This is a genomic window from Deinococcus sonorensis KR-87, from assembly GCF_040256395.1.
In the GTDB taxonomy this organism is placed as follows: domain Bacteria; phylum Deinococcota; class Deinococci; order Deinococcales; family Deinococcaceae; genus Deinococcus; species Deinococcus sonorensis.
In genome coordinates this window covers 2,438,419-2,456,792 of the sequence record NZ_CP158299.1, presented here as the reverse complement: position 1 = coordinate 2,456,792, position 18,374 = coordinate 2,438,419, and the positions used below count along the sequence as shown (strand labels likewise).

The following is an 18,374-nucleotide window of genomic DNA, read 5'->3' as shown; positions in this document are numbered from 1 at the left end:
CCTGCGCAATCGGCCTGGGGCTGATAAACTGCTGCAAGTGGCGACCAAACGTGTCAAACGCAATCTGAATACCAACCGCTTCGACGGCGAGGTGCTGGGGTTGGTGCTCTTCGCGGTGGGCATCTTTCTGGGCATTACCGTGGCCCTGCCGGTGTCGGGCGCCGGCTTCATGTCGCGGGCCAACGGCGCCCTGAGCGGCTCGCTCGGCTGGGCCAGCACGCTGCTCCCGCTGATTCCAGCGTGCTACGGCGTGCTGGTGTTCCTGGGCCGCGACCTGAACCGCCTCACCCGCCGGGTGCTGGGCGGCGTACTGGTCACCGCCTCGGTGCTGGCGCTCCAGGAACTCTTCTGGCCCGGCACCGCCGGTCAGCTGGCCGAACTGGCCATGCAGCCGCTGTTCGGGGCCATCTCGTATGCCGCCGCCCTGATCCCGCTGGTCACGCTGACGCTGGGCCTGGAGATCATGTTCGCCTGGGCGCCCACCACGCTGCTGCGGCGCTTCTTCATGGGCGTCAGCCTGCTGCTGGCGGGCAGCGCCTCGGCCGCTCAGGGCGCGCTGGAGGCCCGTCAGGAGGGGCGTGACGCGGCCCGCCTGCGGCATCACCTGCGGCAGGGTGTGGCGGCGCACATCCGCGACCTGGAAGCGCTGCGCAAGCTGTATCCCGATGCCCGCGAGCTGAGCGGCTGGCAGGACGAAGCGCGCAAGACCAGCCGCACCCTGGGCACCCTGAACGAAACCGAACTGAAAGCCACCGAGAAGCAGCTCAAGGGCTGGCGCGACGTGAGTGCCAGCTTCGTGAGCAGCGCGGCCCGCGAACTGCTGGACGCGGTCAAGGCGGAGGCGCCGGAAGCGGCCGCCCAGGCCGAGGCGCTGGCCAAGGACCAGAAGGCTGGCCGCTCGGACCTGAGCGCCGAGCTGCCGTCCACCATGGCGAGCGGCGCGCTGGAGCGGCTGCGCCGGGCGATGGTCATGGACCTGCAGCGGCTGGCACACCGGGCCGGCACCCTCGAACAGCTGCGCAAGCGCTCGGAGCAGGCCCTGAACAAGGCCGACGCCGCCGTGCTGCTGCGCGAACGCCCGGCGCATCAGGCACGGCTCAAGGACTGGCAGGAGCTGCAGACCCGCTTCCTGGAGTGGCGCACCCGTGCCGAGCTGTACCCCGGCTGGCCAGACCGCACCGCGCGGTTTGACCGGGCTCCGGCGGAGCTGGCCGCCGAACTGTCGGAAGCGCTGGGCCGCGACGCCGAGGAGACGCTGCGGGCCGGTGCCCACTGGGACCTGCGGCTGGAGCAGGAACTGGCAGCGCAGGCCAGCCGGGCCGCCGCGGAGGCGCAGGCGAGCGTGACGGCCCCCTCGGAGGCGGAGAAGACCGACGACGCACCTCCGGTCATCACCGAACCGCCGGTTCAGACGGAGCCGCTGCCCGCCCTGGATTTCAGCTTCGACGAGCCGTCCGCAGCACCGGAGCCCGCCGTGCTGGTGGTCTCCCCTGCCGCGCCGGTCAACGTGACGGTTCCGGTGACGCCCCCCACGCCCGTTGCGGTCACCCCGAGCATGCCGGTTCCTCTGCCCACCGAACCAGTGTCGGTGCCCGCGGCCCCGGACCGGATGGTCATCTCGGCGGCGCCGGTGGCCGACCTGCCGCTGGACGACCTTCCGGTCCCGTCCGGCCGCAAGCTGGCCGAGACGCCGCCCTGGGAGGACGACGACGCGCTGGCCCCCGAGAAGCCTGCGCCGAAGCCGAGCGTCGGCGCCATTGACATCGCCATTCCGGGGCTGGACCTGCTGGACCCGGTGCCGGCGTTGCCGATGGGCCTGGCCCAGCTGGATGCCCAGGCCCGGATGCGCGCCGAGCTGATCAACCAGACGCTGGCACAGTTCGGGCTGAGCGCCCGGGTGGTGGACTTCGCGCGCGGGCCGACTGTGACCCGCTACGAGATCGAGCCGGCCCCCGGTGAGAAGATTTCACGGATCGCCGGGCTGAGCAACGACCTCGCGCGGGCGCTGGCGGTGGGCGGGGTGCGCGTGGAGGCGCCGGTGCCGGGCAAGAGCGTCATCGGATTGGAGGTGCCGAACACCGACCGCGAGCCGGTTACCTTCCACACGGCGGTGGCGGCCCCCAGCTTCCAGCAGACCCGCGCCCGCCTGCCAATCATCCTGGGCAAGAGCATTGACGGCGACCTGATGGTGGGCGACCTCGCCAAGATGCCGCACCTGCTGATCGCGGGCAGCACCGGCAGCGGCAAGTCGGTGTGTGTGAACACGCTGATCACCAGCCTGCTGTACCGCTACCTGCCCACTGAACTGCGCTTCCTGATGGTGGACCCCAAGATGGTGGAGCTGACGCCCTACGACGGCATCCCGCATCTGGTGCGCGGCGTGGTCACCAACCCGATGGACGCGGCCGGGGTGCTGCTGGGCGCGGTGGCGCACATGGAGCGGCGCTACAAGATGATGAGCCAGATCGGGGCCAAGAACCTGGAGCAGTTCAACGCCAAGATGCGTCAGGTGGGCGAGCCGGAACTGCCGCACCTGGTGATCATCATTGACGAGCTGGCCGACCTGATGATCACCAGCCCCAAGGAGGTGGAGAGCGCCATCATGCGGCTGGCCCAGATGGCGCGCGCCACCGGCATGCACCTGGTGCTCGCCACCCAGCGGCCCAGCGTGGACATCCTGACCAGCCTGATCAAGGTGAACGTGCCGGCCCGCATTGCGTTCGCGGTGAGCAGCAGCCACGACTCGCGCACGATTCTGGACGCGATGGGTGCCGAGCGGCTGACCGGCATGGGCGACATGCTGTTCTATCAGCCGGGGCTGGTGAAGCCGCTACGCCTCCAGGGGCCATACATCTCAGAGCTGGAGTCGCAGCGCATCTCAGATTTCCTGCGCCGGCAGGTGTTTGAGGACTGGTTCGTGGAAGCTTACGGCTCCGACTTCGACGGGGCGGTGGAAGCGGGCGCCGGGAGCACCCCGGAACGCGCCAACATGGACTTCTCGGACCCCTATCTGCGGCAGGCGGCCCAGATCTGCATTGAGGAGGGCCAGGGCAGCGTGTCGCGGTTGCAGCGGCGTCTCTCGGTGGGCCACGCTCGCGCCGGCAAGCTGATGGATATGCTGGAAGCCATGGGCATCGTCAGCAAGCATCAGGGCAGCAAGCCCCGCGACGTGCTGATCAGCGAGGCAGACCTTCCCGAGTACTTCGGCCGCTGAAGCCAGGCGCTCCACCAGAATGTGAGCCAAATGAGTTTGGCTCTAATTATTAATTAGGTTTTCATAAGCCGAGGTCTACAAATCTGATTTGAGTTGCATTCTGTCAACCCATAGTGTTGATTAGGATTTGCAATCCATCTACTCCGAGGTGATCTCATGAAGAAATCGATCGCACTGCTCTCGCTCGGCCTCATGTTTGGTAACGCTGCGCTCGCCGGTGGTGCGGGTGGCCCCACGACCGCTGCTCCGGCCGCCACCACCTGCCGCACCATCGCGGACCTCATCATGAACGACCCGCAGTTCAGCACCTTGCTGACCGCGGTGCAGGCGACGGGCCTGACCGAGACGCTCCAGGGCGGCAGCTACACGGTGTTCGCCCCCACTGACGCGGCGTTTGCCAAGCTGCCCAGCGACGCGCTGAGCAACCTGTTCAATGACCCGGATCAACTGAAGTCCATCCTGCTGTACCACGTTCTGCCGGGCAAGGTGAATGCCACCCAGGTCAAGGTGCTGAAGTCGGCCAAGACCGCCAACGGCGCCACCGTGTCGGTCAGCACCATGGGCAGCAAGGTGATGATCAACAACGCGACCGTCACCCGCGCCAACGTGCTGGCGTGTAACGGCATCGTCCACGTGATCGATACGGTGCTGATGCCGCCGATGGCGACCGTGACCCCGGCGCCGGCCGCGACCACCACGCCGGCCACCCCGGAACCCGCTCCAGCAGCGGCTCCGGCCGCCACCACCCCGTCGGCCCCCGCCGGCATCAGCGTGGCCGACATTCCCGTGACGCCGCTGAGTGGCGCGACCACCGCGTCCACCACCGACACCAGCACGACCACGGACACCACCACCCCCAGCGCGCCGGCGGATACGACCACCACCGACACCACCGCGACCGATACCACGACGACCACCGACGCGACGACGGACACCACCACGACCGACGCCACGACGACGGACACCACCACCACGGACGCGACGACCACGGAAGCCACCACGACCGACACCTCGGCCGACGCCTCCGCGACCACCACCGACGAGACGGCCAGCAACACCGTCTATGACGTGATCGCCTCGGACGAGCGCTTCAGCACGCTGGCTGGCCTGATCAGCGACGCGGGCCTGGACGAGACGCTGATGACCGGTGATTACACCATCTTCGCGCCCACCAACGAGGCCTTCGACAAGGTCGATCCTGACACCCTCGCCGTGATCGCCTCTGACCCGGCGCTGCTCAAGCAGATCCTGCTGTACCACGTGGTGGCCGGGAAGGTGCCGGCCTCGCAGGTCGCCACCAGCACCCAGCTGACCAGCGCGGAAGGCTCCAGCCTCAGCGTGATGGCCAGCGGCAGCTCGGTCATGGTCGGCACCGCCAACGTGACCGCCACCGACATCGCCTCCTCGAATGGCGTGATCCACGCGATCGACGCGGTGCTGATCCCGTCGGACGTAACCATCCCCGCCCCGCCCGCCGTCGCCGCCGACACCTCGACGACCGACGCGGCGGCCACGCCTTCAACTCCGGCCACGACCGACGCTGCGGCTACGCCTTCGACCCCGGCCACCACGGATGCTGCGGCGGCCACCCCCTCTACCCCGGCGACCACGGATGCCACCACGCCGTCGGCTCCGGCGGCCGCGGCCACCCCGGCTGCTCCGGCCACCGCCACCCCGGCCGCGACCAGCACCGTCGCTCAGCTGATCAGTACCGATCCGCGCTTCAGCACGCTGAACGGCCTGCTGCAGCAGAGCGGTCTGGCCGCCACGCTGGGCGGCGCCGGCCCCTTCACGGTGTTTGCGCCGACCAACGACGCCTTCGCCAAGCTGACTCCCACCCAGCTCTCCGACCTAACCAGCAACCCCACGGCGCTTGCCCGCGTGCTGTCCTACCACGTGGTGAGCGGCAGCTTCACCGCCAGCGACGCGGCAGCCCAGGGTGTGCGGACCACGACGTCCGATAACGCGCCTCTGCAGCTGGTCAGCAGCGGTGGGAACTTCATGATCGGATCGGCCATGATCACCCAGGCGGACATTCCGGCCAGCAACGGTTACATCGACGCGATTGACACCGTGCTGATGCCGCCCGCCCTGCCCTGAGCTGAACTGAGTTTCCCCTCGCCGGCGGCCTCCTAGGAGGCCGCCGCTGCGTTGTGCGGAAAGGTACATATCGCCCTTCTCAGTGGATTGCTAGACTGCCCTCATGAAATTGCGCGGCACACTGGGCGGGCTCAACCTGCTGATCGAGAGTGAGGACACCGCCGGCAGCGTGGCGGACACGCTGAGCGCCAGGCCGGATCTGCTGCAGACCAGCGTGACACTCGAACTGGCCGGCGACACCGACCCTCTGGCTCTGGAGGCGGCATTGGCGGCGGTGCGGGCTGCCGGCGGCACCGTCACTCGGGTCCGGACGCCCAAGGCCACCATTCCCACGCAGGTGCGCGTCAGCGCGCCGCCCCCCGAGGACCCGCGGGCGCAGGACGACACCCGCACCGTGATTCTGCAGCACGGTCTGCGGGCCGGCTTCCGGGGCGAGTACCGGGGCAGCGTGGTGGTGCTGGGGGACGTGAATCCGGGAGCCGAGCTGATCGCGGGCGGCGACGTGATCGTGATGGGGGCGCTGCGCGGAGTGGTACATGCCGGCGCAGACGGGCGGCAGGACGCCATCGTGTATGCCCGCCCGATCGCCAGCGCACAGATCCGCATCGCCGACGCGCTGGCCCGCGCCCCGGAGAGCAGCAGCATGGACAGCATGAAACGCCGGGAGGCCAGCCCCGAGGCGGAACTGGCCCGGCTGCAGGACGGCAGCATCCAGATCGAGGCGTACCACCCGCAGCGCAGCTAGCACCCCGGCAGATCGTCGTCTGCGTTGGGGTTCAGGCACTCAGATTTGCTATACTGTCACCAAGTTCCTCGAACGGAGGGTGGGCCGGATTCGCCCACCTTTTTTCGTGGAGGGGGTGAGAACACCGCCGAAAGGCGGACAACTTATGACCGACAATTCAGCCGTACAATCCAACCAAGCCAGGCCCAGCCAGAACACGGCGGGCGTTCTGCAGACCATCGCGCAGGAGGCGCTCGCACCGCTCGGCTTCGAGCTGCTCGAAGTGCAGGTGCAGAATCCCGGCAAACGCCCCATCGTGGTGGTGCGCATCGACCGCCAGGACGAACAGCCGGTCACCATCGAGGATCTCGAACTGGCCAGCCGCACGGTGGGCCAGGAATACGACCGTCTGGACCCGATCCGCAGCGAGTACCGTCTGGAGCTGGAGTCGCCGGGTGCCAAGCGCCCGCTGCTGCGCGCCCGGCATTTCGAGCGGATGCTGGGCCTCAAGGCCCGGGTCCGCAGCGGCGCCCATAGCTTCACCGCCCCGATCGTCAGCGTGGAAGACGAGCAGGTGACGTTCGAGCTGCCGGAAGGCCCGGTCACGCTGCGGATCGGTGAGTTTCAGGCCAATCTGGCCGAGTTTCCGGACCGCCACCGCTGAGCGGTTCGTCGCGGCCTGAGGCGTCTGAGGACGGCCAGGCCCGCTGGTGGGTGCGCCAGGCACCCGCCCACAAGGAAGTGATATGACCCAGGCAGAGAACATCAATTTCGCCGAGGCCCTGCGTGAAGTGGCGCAGGCCCGCAACATCAACGAGCTTCAGCTGATCGAGGCGTTCGAGCAGTCGCTGGCGCAGGCCTACAACCGCAACGTGGAGCCGGACAAGCGCGTCGAGGTGCATCTGGACCCCGAGAGCGGCGATCTGGAGGTGCTGATCGTGCGCGAGGTGGTCGAGAAGGTCGAGGACGAGAACGTCCAGATCTCATTGGCCGACGCGCTGGAGCTGGACCCGGAGGTCGAGATCGGGATGGAGATGGAGTTCCCGGTCGAGCGCGAGAAGTTCACCCGCATCGCGCTGCAGGCGGCCAAGCAGACCCTGACCCAGAAGATGCGCGAAACCGAGCGCAACATCGTCTTCAACGAGTACAAGGACAAGGAAGGCCAGGTCATCAACGCCACGGTCGTCCGGATGGACAACAAGCAGAACTACTTCGTGGAGCTGGGCGCCGGCGAGGCGATCCTGCCGCCGCGCGAGCAGATTCCCGGCGAGCGCCTGCTGAACGGCAACCGGGTCAAGGTGTACCTCAAGGAGGTCCGCAAGACCCCGAAGGGCCCCACCATCCTGGCCAGCCGGGCCGACGAGCGCCTGCTGGATTACCTGCTGCGCCAGGAGATCCCGGAGGTCGCCAACGGCATCGTGGAGGTCAAGGCCATCGCCCGTGAGGCGGGGCAGCGCAGCAAGGTGGCGGTGTACAGCCACAATAGCAACGTGGACCCGATCGGCGCCTGCATCGGCCACCGTGGCAACCGCATCCAGGCCGTGACCGGCGAGCTGGGCCGCGAGCGCGTGGACGTGATCCTGTGGGACAGCAACCTGCGCGAGTTCATTCGCAACGCGCTGTCACCGGCCAAGGTGGGCCTGATCGAGGTCAACAGCGACCGCAGCGAGGCCACCGTGACCGTCACGCCGGACCAGCTGTCGCTGGCCATCGGCAAGGGCGGGCAGAACGTGCGTCTGGCGGCCAAGCTGACCGGCTTCAAGATTGACCTGCGTGAGACGCAGGCGGTCAGCGACCTGGACGCCGCCATGCAGCAGGCGCTGCAGGACGAGAGTGGCGGCCGCGAGACCAGCAGCAGTGCCAAGAGCGCCTTCGACGCGCTGTTCAAGGACAGCAAGAGCGTGGCCGTCGCCAACCCCGACGGCAGCAGCAACGTCGAGGACTGAGCCGTGAGCACTGCCGCCCACACCCCGCACGTGCCGGAGCGCAGCTGTGTGGCCTGCCGCCGCAAACGCCCCCAGGGCGAGCTGCTTCGGCTGGTGCGCGGTGAGCAGGGGTGGCAGCTGCAGACGGGTCACCGGACCGGACGAGGCCGCTACGTGTGCGCTGACACCCCCGCCTGCTGGAGCGAGAAGCGGCTGCGCCGCAGCTTCGGCCCGCAGGCCGGCACCGTGAGCGCCCTGCTGAACGTCCAGACCCCACAACCGGCCATACAGGACCCTGCCATGAGATAATCAATGGCTTTGCCGCCCCTTCCGGGCGGCTCTCACCGGAGGTGAGTATGTCGAAGATCAGAATCTATTCTCTCGCCAAGGATCTTGGCGTGGACAACCATAAGCTGCTGGAAATCCTGGACAGCCTCGGCGTCAGCTACAAGAGCGTGTCCAGCACCCTGGACGAGGACACCGTCGAGACGATCAAGGAGATCCTGGCTGGCGAGGCCGAAGCGGGGACGGCCAGCGCCGCGGCGCCGGACGCCACCGATGTTCAGGCGCCTGCCCAGCCGGCCCCGGCAACCGCTGCTCCCGCACCAAGCGCTGCATCCACACCGAGCGCCGCGCCCGCGCAGAGTGCCGCACCTGCCACCGCCACCCTGACCCAGAACGCGGCTCCGGCCGCTCCGCACCCCGCCCCCAGCGCTGCGCCCGCAGTTGCCACCCAGGAGGTCGCCAGTTTGCCCACCACAGTTGAAATTCCGCACCGCGCGCCGGTCGTGACCATCATGGGCCACGTAGACCACGGCAAGACCAGCCTGCTCGACTACATCCGCAAGACCAAGGTGGCGGCCAAGGAGGCGGGCGGCATCACCCAGCACGTCGGTGCCTTCGAGGCCAAGACCAGCAAGGGCCGCATCGTGTTCATCGACACGCCGGGCCACGAGGCGTTCACGACCATCCGAGCACGCGGGGCCAACGTCGCCGACATCGCCATCATCGTGGTGGCTGCCGACGACAGCATCATGCCGCAGACCCGCGAGGCGGTGGCGCACGCCCAGGCTGCCAAGGTGCCGCTGATCGTGGCGGTCAACAAGATCGACCTGCCGCAGGCGGACGTGGAGCGGGTCAAGACCGACCTGACCACCCTCAACCTGGTGCCGGAAGAGTACGGCGGCGATACGGTGGTGGTGCCGGTGAGCGCCAAGACCGGCGAGGGCGTCGAGGACCTGCTGGAGTACATCTCGCTGACCGCCGAGCTGGAGGACCTGCGCGCTGACCCCAAGGGTGAATTCAGCGGCGTGGTGATCGAGAGCCGGGTGGACAAGCAGGCGGGCGTGCTGGCCACCGTGATGGTGCAGCAGGGCACCGTGCACGTGGGTGACTTCCTGGTCGTGGGCGAGAACTACGGCAAGATCAAGGCCATGACCGACAGCAACGGCGAGCGCATCAAGAGCGCCGGCCCCAGCACCCCGGTGCAGGTGCTGGGCTTCAGCGACGCGCCCAGCAGCGGCGACACCGTCAAGAGCGCCAAGAACGAGCACGCCGCCCGTGAAGTGGTGGCGGGCCGGGTGGACCAGCGCCGCGACGCCGAGGACGCCCGGGTGCGGCGCAAGCTGAGCCTGGACGACATCATGGGGCCGCTGGGCGAGGTGCGCGAGGTAAACCTGGTGCTGCGCGCCGACACCCAGGGCAGCGTGGAGGCCATTCAGGGCATCCTGGCCAAGAAGCAGAGCGACGACGTGAAGCTGAACGTGATGCTGGCCGGCATCGGCGCGCCCACCGAGGGCGACGTGCTGCTGGCCTCCACCGCCGAGGCCACCATCCTGTGCTTCAGCGTCACGCCGTCGGGCAGCGTCAAGAAGGTCGCCGATCAGAAGGCCGTAGAGCTCAAGAGCTTCCGGATCATCTACGAGCTGATCGACGAGGTGGACCGCCTGATCAAGGGCAACCTGGAGCCGGTCTTCGAGGAGCGGTACCTGGGCCGGGCCGAGGTGCGGATGGTCATCCGCCACCCCAAGAACGGCAACATCGCCGGGTCGTACATCACCGACGGCAGCTTCAAGCGCAACGCCAAGGCCAAGGTCACGCGTGGCCGGACCGTGGTGTACGAGGGCACCGTGGTGGGCCTCAAGCGCTTCAAGGACGACGTGCGTGAGGTGCAGCAGGGCTACGAGTGCGGGATCAACCTCGACTGGAACGATGTGCAGGAAGGCGACATCATCGAGGCCAGCGAGATGGTGGAAGTGCAGCAGGCGTAAGCCACAAAACGCTCAGAGCGCCGCGCCCCGGTTGGGGACGCGGCGCTTTTTGCTGCCGCTCAGCGGTTGTACGGGTACTCGTTGATCCAGTGGAAGCCGCGTGTCTTGAGTGGCTGCGGGGCCAGCCTAGTCAGTTCCCGGTCCGCAGCGAGCGTCCGCTGACCCTACAGGGATGCCTGACCCATCAGGGCCAGCACGGCGACCGTGGCCAGCCAGGAGGCCCAGACGCGCCCCCATCCGGTGCGCGCCGGCCATTCGGCTGCTGGCACCACCCTTCCAGTGAAGAGCGCCAGCAGCCGCGGCAGATCATAGGCGGCCAGCACCAGCGCCGCCAGGAGCAGGTGGAAGCTGAACAGCTTGACCGGAACGTCGTAGGCCATGTTGAGCGCGAACACGTTGGTTATGGTGACGACCGCGATCAGGGCGCCCAGCGTGACGGTCCGGCGGTGCAGCAGGAACAGGGCGGGCTGCACCTCGGCCACACCGCCCACCAGCTGGTACCCTGGGCTCGCCGCCATGAAGGTCCAGAGCAGGAACATCGGGCTGGTCTGGCCGTAGGTGTGGTTCAGCTGCCCCGGCGAGAGCAGCCCGAACTGGCCGAAGCTGAACTTCGCCAGTCCGTAGCTCAGCAGCCAGACCACAAGTGCTGCACGCAGGCCCGCCGCAAGCCACGCCAGATGACGAGATGACGGGGCGAGGGCGCAGCCCGCCCGTCCAGACCAGCCCCAGCAGCAGGGACACGAGGAGGCCACCCAGGGTCAACGCCCAGTCCTGAGAGGTGTCCCCGCCCCCGGCCGACAGCGGGATGGGCAGCGGCCGATGAACCAGCACCCGGTTCAACCAGTCCGCGACCGGGAACCTCCATCCACCGGGCAGTGCACCGGCGACTGCCCCACCACCAGGAAATACACGGCGAAGTAGCACGTCCCGAAGTTGATCAGGAACCGCTGTCCCAGCGGACGCTGCGCGGCTGGCAGAGTGGGGGCGGCGTCTGAAGGAAGGGTCATCCTCAGGTTGAAGTGTACCCCGATGCCCGGGCGCCCCACTCCGGACCTGCCCGGCGGACTTCAGCGGGCCAGTGAATCCTGCAACTCTGGAGCGGGGTGGCCGGGGGCAGTCAACTTGGCCGTCTCCCCCTGCCATTCCATCCGCCGGAAGACCGGCTGGAAGCCTAGGGCCCGGTTGATGCCGAGCATGGCCGCATTGCTTTCGGCGTTCCCGGTGCGGACCCGCACACCCTCCGGGTTGGCCGCCGGAAGGTCCAGCAGCAGGGCCGCCTTGAGCCACTGGCCCAGCCCGCGCTGCCGGTGGGCCGGGTCCACGCCCGTGGCTCCCTGATAGACCAGGCTGGCGCGGGCCGGGTGCCAGAACACCTCGGTGTACCCGACCAGCGTGCGGCTCTCCAGGTGTTCCACCGCGTACAGCAGGCGCCGCTCACCGCTGGCCACCAGCATCTCCTGCCAGCGGCGCACCATCGCGGGGGTGATCTCCCAGTCGTCGTAGGCCAGGTCTCCGCGCGGAGCGGTGTTCATCACCTGCATCACGGTGGCCACCCGCGCCAGCTCATGCTCGGGGATGTGGGCGTAGCGGTGCAGCGCGTAGCTGTCCGGGTGCGGGCGCGTCACCCAGCGGGACAGCAGCCCCTGGTCCAGCCCGTCCAGCCGCAACTCGCTAATGATCATCGGCAGGGCCGGATGCGCCCCCAGCCAGGCTGCGAACGCTTCGCCCGCCGGAGCGCGGCTGGCGGTGGCAGCGATATATGAGGTGCGGCCCAGCGTCAGGGCCAGCTCTCCGGCCCGCACGGCCAGGGCACGGCCCACCCCTCGGCGCCGGTTTGCGGGGCGCACCATCACGCCCAACGACGTCTGGTCCCGGTTCTGGGTCAGCGCGTAGTCCAGGCGGGCCCGGCCGATCAGCTGTCCGTCCTGATGGGCGAGCACCAGCCGGCATTCCTCGTCCTCGGAGGTCAGGCTCATCTCCTCGGCCAGCACGTCCGGCTGCAGGGGGGGGTCCGTTGGGTAGGCGGAGGCGAAACATTCGGCTTCGAGCCTCGCCACCTCCAGCCGCTGGTGCAGGCTGAGGGTGGTGGGGTCCTGCACTGTCAGATGGAGGTCCGGGTTCATGGCCCCAGTGTGCCCAGGCGAGGGTCAGCCCAGCATCCGCCAGATGGCACCCGGCCGGCTGCGCCATCTGGCGGACCCGGTCCAGGCCAGCCGGAGGACGCGACGGCTGCCAACGAGGGGCAACCCCGAGGACGCGTCCCTGACATCATCGTTCGGGAAGGCGCCGTTTCTCCTGAGCGGATCGACCCCTACCCTTCCCACTCAGGCACCGAAACCGTGACGTGCCATCGCTCTCGCAGGAACGCGTCCAGCGACGGCCCGCTCCCATGCTCCGGCGCTCAGGCCACCTCATGCGCCTGCCGGATGCTCAGCACCCGCGACGCCCCGCTGCCATCGGTGGTGACGCCCCACAGCGCCTGCGCCACCTCCATGGTGGCCTTCTGGTGCGTGACCAGCACAAACTGCGAGCCGCGCTCTGCGAACAGCGCCAGGAACCGGGTGAAGCGGCGGATGTTTGCCTCGTCCAGCGGCGCGTCCACCTCATCCAGCACGGCCAGCGGCAGCCCACCCATCCCCTCCTCGCCGCCCGCGTGGTTCAGCGCGAACAGGAAGGCGAGGCCCGCCATGGTCCGCTCGCCGGCCGACAGCAGGTTCAGGCTGCGGGTGCGCTTGCCCTTGGGCTGCACCGCCAACGCCAGCCCCACCAGCCGGCCCGTTCCGTCCCGCTCGGCGTCCAGTTCGCCGCTGCCGCCCAGCAACTCGCCAGAATACTCGGCGAAGGCGCGCGCCACCCGCTGATGCGCCAGCGTGATGGCCTGCGCCTCCACCTGCTCCAGCTCGGCGAGGTGACCACGCAGCTCGGCCACCGCCTGCTCGGCGTCGTGCCGTTCAGCGGACAGGCTGGCCAGCCGCCCGGCCTCGGCCGCCAGCTCGTCGTCTGCCGCCGCGTTCACCACCCCGATGCTCTCCAGTTCCGTTTGCACCCGGCCGAGTTCGGCCTGCCACTCGCGGGCTGTGCCGGGCAGCTGGGCGCCCGGTGGAATGCTGCCCAGGCTGCCCTCCCGCCGGGCCAGCGTGAGCCGCAGTTCGTCCAGCTGGGTTCGGAGTCGGTTCTGCCGCCCGATCTGGCTGGCGTAGTCCTGGGACGCCGCGTCTCGCGCCTGCTCGGCGCGGCCGAGCGCCTGCGGGTCCAGGGTGCCGAGTTCGGCCTGCCGCCGTTCCACCTCCTGGCGGGCCGCCTGCAGCTGGAGGGCCTGCCGGGTCAGCGCTTCCGCGTTGGCCGCCAGACGCTGCGACAGCTCACCGACCCGCTGCACGGCCGCATGATGGGCGCTCCAGGCCGCCTGGAGGTCCCTGGCCCCGCTCAGCTGCACCTGCTGTTCCCGCTCCGCGGCCTGCAGCTGCTCCAGGTCCGCACGCAGCTGCTGCAACGGGGCTTCCAGGGTGGCCGGGTCCGTGAGCGGAGTGGTCGTCGAGCGCTCCGGGAGAGGTCCGGCCGACAACTGCTGGAGGCGGAGCAGCTGCCGTTCCAGTTGCTGGACCTGGGCGCCCAGCTCGGTGGCCCGGCGCTCGGCCTGCCGCTCCTGTTGCACGGCCGCCTCGCGGCGCTGCCGGGCTTGCGCCTGCCGCTCCTGCTCACCACCCAATGCCGCGATGAGCTGTGGGAGCTCACGCTCCAGCCGCTGCTGCCGGGCGTCCAGCTCTGCCAGTTCGTCGTCCAGCTCCGCAAACCGGCGCTGATCGGCCAGCACCCCCACCCCGCTGTCACGCACCCGGCCCCCGGTCAGCGCGCCGCCCGGCTCGATCAGTTCGCCCTCCAGCGTCACCAGCCGGGGCCGGCTGGCGTGCCGGCGGGCCAGCCGGGTGGCGGCGCCCAGGTCCTGAATCAGCAGGGTATCGGAGAGCAGGTTCTGGCCCACAATGGCCGGCTCCGACGGGCACAGGTCGGCGAGGTTGCCCAGCACGCCCGGTTCGTGCAGCAGCGCGGCGTCCCGTCTGGGGCGCGGGCGCAACAGGTCCAGCGGCAGGAAGGTGGCGCGTCCGCCCTGGCGCTTGAGCAGGTCGATGATCTCGCGGGCGTCGTCGGCGCTCTGCACCACCACCTGTTCGAGCCGCCGCCCCAGCGCCGCGCCCAGCGCCGTCTCGTAGTCGGCCGGCACCGTCAGCAGATCGGCCACCGAGCCCACGATGCCGGGATGGTCGCTGTTCAGGGCGTGGCGGGCGCCCTCGCCGTAGCGGGCGTAGCTGTTGAGCAGCCCCTCCAGCCGGGTGCGCTCTCGCTGCAGGGGGGCGCGGGCCGCCTGCACGGCGCTCAGTTCAGCCTGAAGCTGCCGCTGACGCTCCCGCAGGGTGGTGCCGGCCTCGCCCATGCCGGCCAGCGCCGCCTCGGCTTCCGCCCGCGCCGACTGGGCCAGGGCCAGCGCCGCGAGCGCCTGCTCATGGTCGGGCCGCTGGGTGGTCAGCGCCTGTTGCAGGGTGGCCGCCTCGTGGCTGAGCGTGCTGTGCTGCGCTTCCGCCCGTGCCTGCTGCTCTGCGGCGCGGCTGTGTTCGGCCCGCGCCTGGGTCAGCTGCGCGTCCAGCCGCCGCGCCTCACGCTGGGCCACGTCCAGCCGCTCGCGGGTGGCCGCAAGCGCGGAGGCCAGGGCCGCCGTATCGGGGGCCGGCTGCTCTGGGGGGTGCAGCGGCAGCCGCTCCTGCTCGGCCGTCAGGGTCTGGCGTTCGCGTTCCAGATGCTGGTGGTAGCTGTGCGCCTGATCGGCCGCCCGCACCGCCGCCGAATGCAGCTCCAGCGCCTGCTGCTGGGCCTGCTGACGTTCGCGGGCCGCCAGCACCGCCGTTCTCAGCGTCTCCAGCCGCTCGGCGGCCGCCTGGATGCGGAGGGCCAGCTCTGCCGACTCGGCCTCCAGCGCTTCCACCCGCTGCTGGCCTTCGGCAAGCTCACGGGTCGCCACGTCGTGCCGGTGCCGGGCCTGGGCCTCCACCAGCGCCAGCTGACGCAGGCTCAACTCCCGCTGCCGCCGGGCCGCCTGGGCCGCGCGCTCCAGGCGCTGCACCCGGCCGCGCAGCTCGTCTTCCAGCAGCTGCAGCTGGGCCAATCCGTCATCGGCGCCGCGCAGCCGCTGTTCGGTCTCCTCGCGGGCCGCCACGCTGCGCGACAGACCCGCCGCCTCCTGCAGGTACCCGAGCAGGGTGCGGCCTTCCGCCTGCACCACGCTGCCCACCTCGCCCTGGCCGATCACGGCCAGCCCGCCGGCGCCCAGGCCGGTGCCGCGCAGCGCCGAGTGCACGTCGCGCACCCGCACCGGCCGGCCGGCCAGGTCCTGCTCGGTGCTGCCGTCGCGGTAGACCCGGCGGCACAGGTTCAGCCGCTGCCCCTGGGCGTCGCTAAGTTCCAGCTGCACCTCGGCCAGCCCCAGCGGCGCCTTGCCACCGGAGCCGTGGAAGATCAGCTCGCTGGAACGCCCGGCGCGCAGGTCCCGGGCACGCGCCTGATGCGTCACCCAGCGGATCGCCTCCACGACGTTGGACTTGCCGCTGCCGTTGGGTCCGATCACCGCGCTGACGCCCGGCCCGAATTCCAGCCGGGTGCGGTCCGCGAATGATTTGAAGCCCTGCAGGGTAATGCTCCCGATCAAGCCCGCCACCTCAGAGAGGCGTAGCCCTGCGCCTCAGCCACCGGAACCCTGTACCTCATTCCTCGGCACAGTCCTCGCGGGCGTACGGCGAACTCAGGTCGGCGTGGCCCAGCAGCGTGGACGCGTTCTGGCCGCCGACCAGGAACATCACGTCCTTGCCACGCTGCTCCAGCAGGGTGCGGGTCAGGCTGCAGATCAGCATCCGCTCGCCGCTGGAGCCGTAGTTGAGCTGGGTGTAGTTCTGCGGCAGGTTCACCACGAAGTGCTCGCCGCGCAGCCACACCTGCGGCACCTTGCTGCCCTTGGGCACCACCGCCACCGCGCCGCCACCCTGCGGCCCGGCCGCCCAGGCGTTCAGGGTCGCCTGCGCCACGCTCACCGGGGTCGTCTGCGGCACCAGCACCTCGCGCACCTGCTTCACAAAGCCTTGCACCTGCGAGTCGCTGAAGTAGAGGGTGGCCTTGACCTGCTTCTGATTGGCCGCCTGCAGCTTGGGCGGGTCGGGGGTCGCCGGGGGCGCCTGGACCATCCGCAGCGCCAGGGCCGCCAGCCCCAGCAGCGCCAGGGACAGCACGTTGAAGATTGAGAACAGCGGCCTCATGAGGTGCCGCCGTTGATGCGGGCCGCCAGATAGGTGGCGATCGAGTGTGCCAGCGCCTGGGCCATCTTCTGGTTCTGCTCGCTGCTGCTCAGCCGGGCCTGATCGGCATCGTTGCTGGGCCAGCCGAGCTCCAGCAGCAGGGCAGCGTGCGGCGCCTCGCCCAGCAGCACCTGACGGCTCACGCTGCGCTGGCTGGCGGGCAGCCCGCCGGCCTTCAGCTCGCCGCGCAGCAGGTCCGAGAGGCGCCGCGATTCGGCCGGGTCGCCCACCGCGCTGCGCACCAGTGACAGGTCCGGTGCCGAGCCCGCGTCCCGGTAGGCGTTCAGGATCTGGGTGCTGGAGCGCCCCACGTGCTGGTAGAGGGTGACGCCGCTGCGCGACGCCCCGGGAAAGCGGCCCAGGTCCAGCGACACGTACACGTCGCTCTGGCGGGCCAGCAGCAGCCGGCTGCCCAGGTTCTGCTGCTGGGCGGTGCTGCGCGTGAGCTGCACCTGCCAGCCGGCTTTGCTCAGCAGTTCGGCGGCGCTGCGGGCCACCTCCAGCGTCACGTCACCGCCACGCCCCGCCACGCTGGCCGGGTCCAGCACGATCACCGGACGCCGGACGCGGTTGATCAGGGCCGGCACGTTCAGCGAGATGCCCGGCCCGACGTCCAGCACCAGCCGCACGCCCTCCGGCCGGACCACGCTGTACAGGCGGTAGCCGCTCTGGCCGGTGAGCGGCAGCTCCACCTGCAGGTTGTCGCCGCTCTGCCGCACCTGCACGCGCGGCACGAAGCCGCCGCGCGTGGCGTAGGTCTGGGTGCTGCCGGCGGTGCCCAGCAGCGTCAGGCGGAGCTTGCCGCCCAACAGTTCCTCGCGCAGCTGAACGTTGCGGTTCAGGTCCAGCACGATCCGGTCGCTGGTGCGGCCCGCCAGCGACGAGACGCTGCCGAGTTTCGCCGGCGGAAAGGTGAACTTGCCCTGGCTGTACTCGGCGCCCAAGCCACGGGCCAGCGTGTCGAGGGGCAGCAGCACCTTGCCGTCCTGCACGGTTGCGGTGCGCGCCTTGACCCGTTCCGAGTCCAGCTGCACCGTATTGAAGTCGGTGGTGGCCCGCTGGTTGTCCTCGTCAATCGGGAGCAGCAGCAGGTGCCCGAAGCCGGTCACCCGCACCACCCCGCCGGTCTGCACGATGCTCAGCAGGTTGCCGAGCGTGCTGGCCGAGGCGTACTCGATGCCGTTGACCAGCACGCCCTGGACCCGCTGCCCGGCCAGGTTCAGCTGCGTCAACGCCAGCTGCGCGCCGGCCGCCCCCAGCGCCACCAGCAGCAGGGCCAGCGCGCCCGCCAGCACACGCGCCCGCCTCATATCTCGCGCATCTCCCGCTTGGCCTGACGCTCCGACTCGCTGCGGCGCTTGTCGTGCAGCTTCTTGCCGCGCGCCACGGCCAGCTCCACCTTGAAGACCCGGCCCTTCTGGTAGAGCTTCGTGGGCACCAGGCTCAGCCCCTTCTGGGTCAGGGCACGGCGGATCTTGTCGATCTCCTGGCGGTGCAGCAGCAGGCGCCGGGTGCGGCGCGGCTCATGGTTGTTGTAGGTGGCCTCGGTGTAGGTCGGGATATACAGTCCTTCCAGCTCCAGATTGCCGTTCTGCACGCGGGCAAAAGCGTCTCTGAAATCCACACCTCCGGCCCTCACGCTCTTGACCTCGCTCCCGGTCAGCGCGATGCCAGCTTCATAGCGCTCCAGCAGTTCGTAGTCGAAGTGAGCGCGGCGGTTAGTGTACACGCGCCGCATTGTAGCAGCCGAGCAGAAAGCTCCAGTCATGCTGTCAGTAAGTGAAAGTATTCACGATAAACCTG

14 protein-coding genes are annotated in these 18,374 nt (G+C 69.6%); 7 read left to right on the top strand and 7 right to left on the bottom strand.

The features are described 5' to 3' along the window. The first annotated feature begins 37 nt into the window (after positions 1-37). The 7 genes from ABOD76_RS17360 (at position 38) to infB (ending at position 10,233) form a co-directional block, all read left to right on the top strand. Complete coding sequence (locus ABOD76_RS17360; protein WP_350243216.1) at positions 38-3,214, top strand: DNA translocase FtsK; 3,177 nt, start codon at positions 38-40, stop codon at positions 3,212-3,214. 156 nt (positions 3,215-3,370) lie between these two features. Beyond that, positions 3,371-5,314 carry a fasciclin domain-containing protein gene (locus ABOD76_RS17355; RefSeq protein ID WP_350243215.1) on the top strand — a complete coding sequence of 648 codons (1,944 nt, stop codon included), beginning with the start codon at positions 3,371-3,373 and terminating at the stop codon, positions 5,312-5,314. 103 nt (positions 5,315-5,417) lie between these two features. Then, entirely contained in the window at positions 5,418-6,059 is a 642-nt protein-coding gene (locus ABOD76_RS17350) for a septum site-determining protein MinC (RefSeq protein WP_350243214.1), read from the top strand. Between the two features lie 145 nt (positions 6,060-6,204). Continuing rightward, a complete protein-coding gene (gene rimP / locus ABOD76_RS17345) occupies positions 6,205-6,702 on the top strand; it encodes a ribosome maturation factor RimP (protein WP_350243213.1) in 498 nt (165 codons plus the stop codon). A gap of 82 nt (positions 6,703-6,784) precedes the next feature. Then, positions 6,785-7,984: a transcription termination factor NusA gene (nusA, locus tag ABOD76_RS17340; protein ID WP_350243212.1), complete on the top strand. Its 1,200-nt coding sequence runs from the start codon at positions 6,785-6,787 to the stop codon at positions 7,982-7,984. A gap of 3 nt (positions 7,985-7,987) precedes the next feature. Further along, positions 7,988-8,272: a YlxR family protein gene (locus tag ABOD76_RS17335; RefSeq protein ID WP_350243211.1), complete on the top strand. Its 285-nt coding sequence runs from the start codon at positions 7,988-7,990 to the stop codon at positions 8,270-8,272. Positions 8,273-8,319: 47 nt separating this feature from the next. Then, a complete protein-coding gene (gene infB / locus ABOD76_RS17330; protein ID WP_350243210.1) occupies positions 8,320-10,233 on the top strand; it encodes a translation initiation factor IF-2 in 1,914 nt (637 codons plus the stop codon). 164 nt (positions 10,234-10,397) lie between these two features. Here infB and ABOD76_RS17325 read toward each other — a convergent pair whose 3' ends face one another. The 7 genes from ABOD76_RS17325 to smpB all read right to left on the bottom strand — a co-directional run bounded on the left by ABOD76_RS17325 (position 10,398) and on the right by smpB (position 18,309). Further along, on the bottom strand, positions 10,398-10,874 hold the full coding sequence (locus ABOD76_RS17325; RefSeq protein ID WP_350243209.1) for a hypothetical protein: 477 nt from the start codon (positions 10,872-10,874) through the stop codon (positions 10,398-10,400). Between the two features lie 195 nt (positions 10,875-11,069). Then, entirely contained in the window at positions 11,070-11,240 is a 171-nt protein-coding gene (locus ABOD76_RS17320; protein WP_350243208.1) for a hypothetical protein, read from the bottom strand. 60 nt (positions 11,241-11,300) lie between these two features. After that, positions 11,301-12,356, bottom strand: a complete 1,056-nt coding sequence (locus tag ABOD76_RS17315) for a GNAT family N-acetyltransferase (protein WP_350243207.1) — start codon at positions 12,354-12,356, stop codon at positions 11,301-11,303. A gap of 278 nt (positions 12,357-12,634) precedes the next feature. Further along, on the bottom strand, positions 12,635-15,931 hold the full coding sequence (locus ABOD76_RS17310; RefSeq protein WP_350243206.1) for a chromosome segregation SMC family protein: 3,297 nt from the start codon (positions 15,929-15,931) through the stop codon (positions 12,635-12,637). Between the two features lie 55 nt (positions 15,932-15,986). Beyond that, a complete protein-coding gene (locus ABOD76_RS17305; protein ID WP_350243205.1) occupies positions 15,987-16,532 on the bottom strand; it encodes a GerMN domain-containing protein in 546 nt (181 codons plus the stop codon). Beyond that, positions 16,529-17,881, bottom strand: a complete 1,353-nt coding sequence (locus tag ABOD76_RS17300; RefSeq protein ID WP_350243204.1) for an N-acetylmuramoyl-L-alanine amidase family protein — start codon at positions 17,879-17,881, stop codon at positions 16,529-16,531. Before ABOD76_RS17300 ends, ABOD76_RS17305 begins: the two co-directional genes overlap by 4 nt. After that, positions 17,878-18,309, bottom strand: a complete 432-nt coding sequence (gene smpB / locus ABOD76_RS17295; protein ID WP_350243203.1) for an SsrA-binding protein SmpB — start codon at positions 18,307-18,309, stop codon at positions 17,878-17,880. Before smpB ends, ABOD76_RS17300 begins: the two co-directional genes overlap by 4 nt. Positions 18,310-18,374: the final 65 nt, after the last annotated feature.

Coding starts and splice junctions, on each gene's coding strand:
- ABOD76_RS17355 (WP_350243215.1), top strand. CDS start 3,371: ATGAAGAAATCGATCGCACTGCTCTCGCTCGGCCTCATGTTTGGTAAC.
- ABOD76_RS17350 (WP_350243214.1), top strand. CDS start 5,418: ATGAAATTGCGCGGCACACTGGGCGGGCTCAACCTGCTGATCGAGAGT.
- rimP (WP_350243213.1), top strand. CDS start 6,205: ATGACCGACAATTCAGCCGTACAATCCAACCAAGCCAGGCCCAGCCAG.
- nusA (WP_350243212.1), top strand. CDS start 6,785: ATGACCCAGGCAGAGAACATCAATTTCGCCGAGGCCCTGCGTGAAGTG.
- infB (WP_350243210.1), top strand. CDS start 8,320: ATGTCGAAGATCAGAATCTATTCTCTCGCCAAGGATCTTGGCGTGGAC.
- ABOD76_RS17320 (WP_350243208.1), bottom strand. CDS start 11,240: ATGACCCTTCCTTCAGACGCCGCCCCCACTCTGCCAGCCGCGCAGCGT.
- ABOD76_RS17315 (WP_350243207.1), bottom strand. CDS start 12,356: ATGAACCCGGACCTCCATCTGACAGTGCAGGACCCCACCACCCTCAGC.
- ABOD76_RS17305 (WP_350243205.1), bottom strand. CDS start 16,532: ATGAGGCCGCTGTTCTCAATCTTCAACGTGCTGTCCCTGGCGCTGCTG.
- ABOD76_RS17300 (WP_350243204.1), bottom strand. CDS start 17,881: ATGAGGCGGGCGCGTGTGCTGGCGGGCGCGCTGGCCCTGCTGCTGGTG.
- smpB (WP_350243203.1), bottom strand. CDS start 18,309: ATGCGGCGCGTGTACACTAACCGCCGCGCTCACTTCGACTACGAACTG.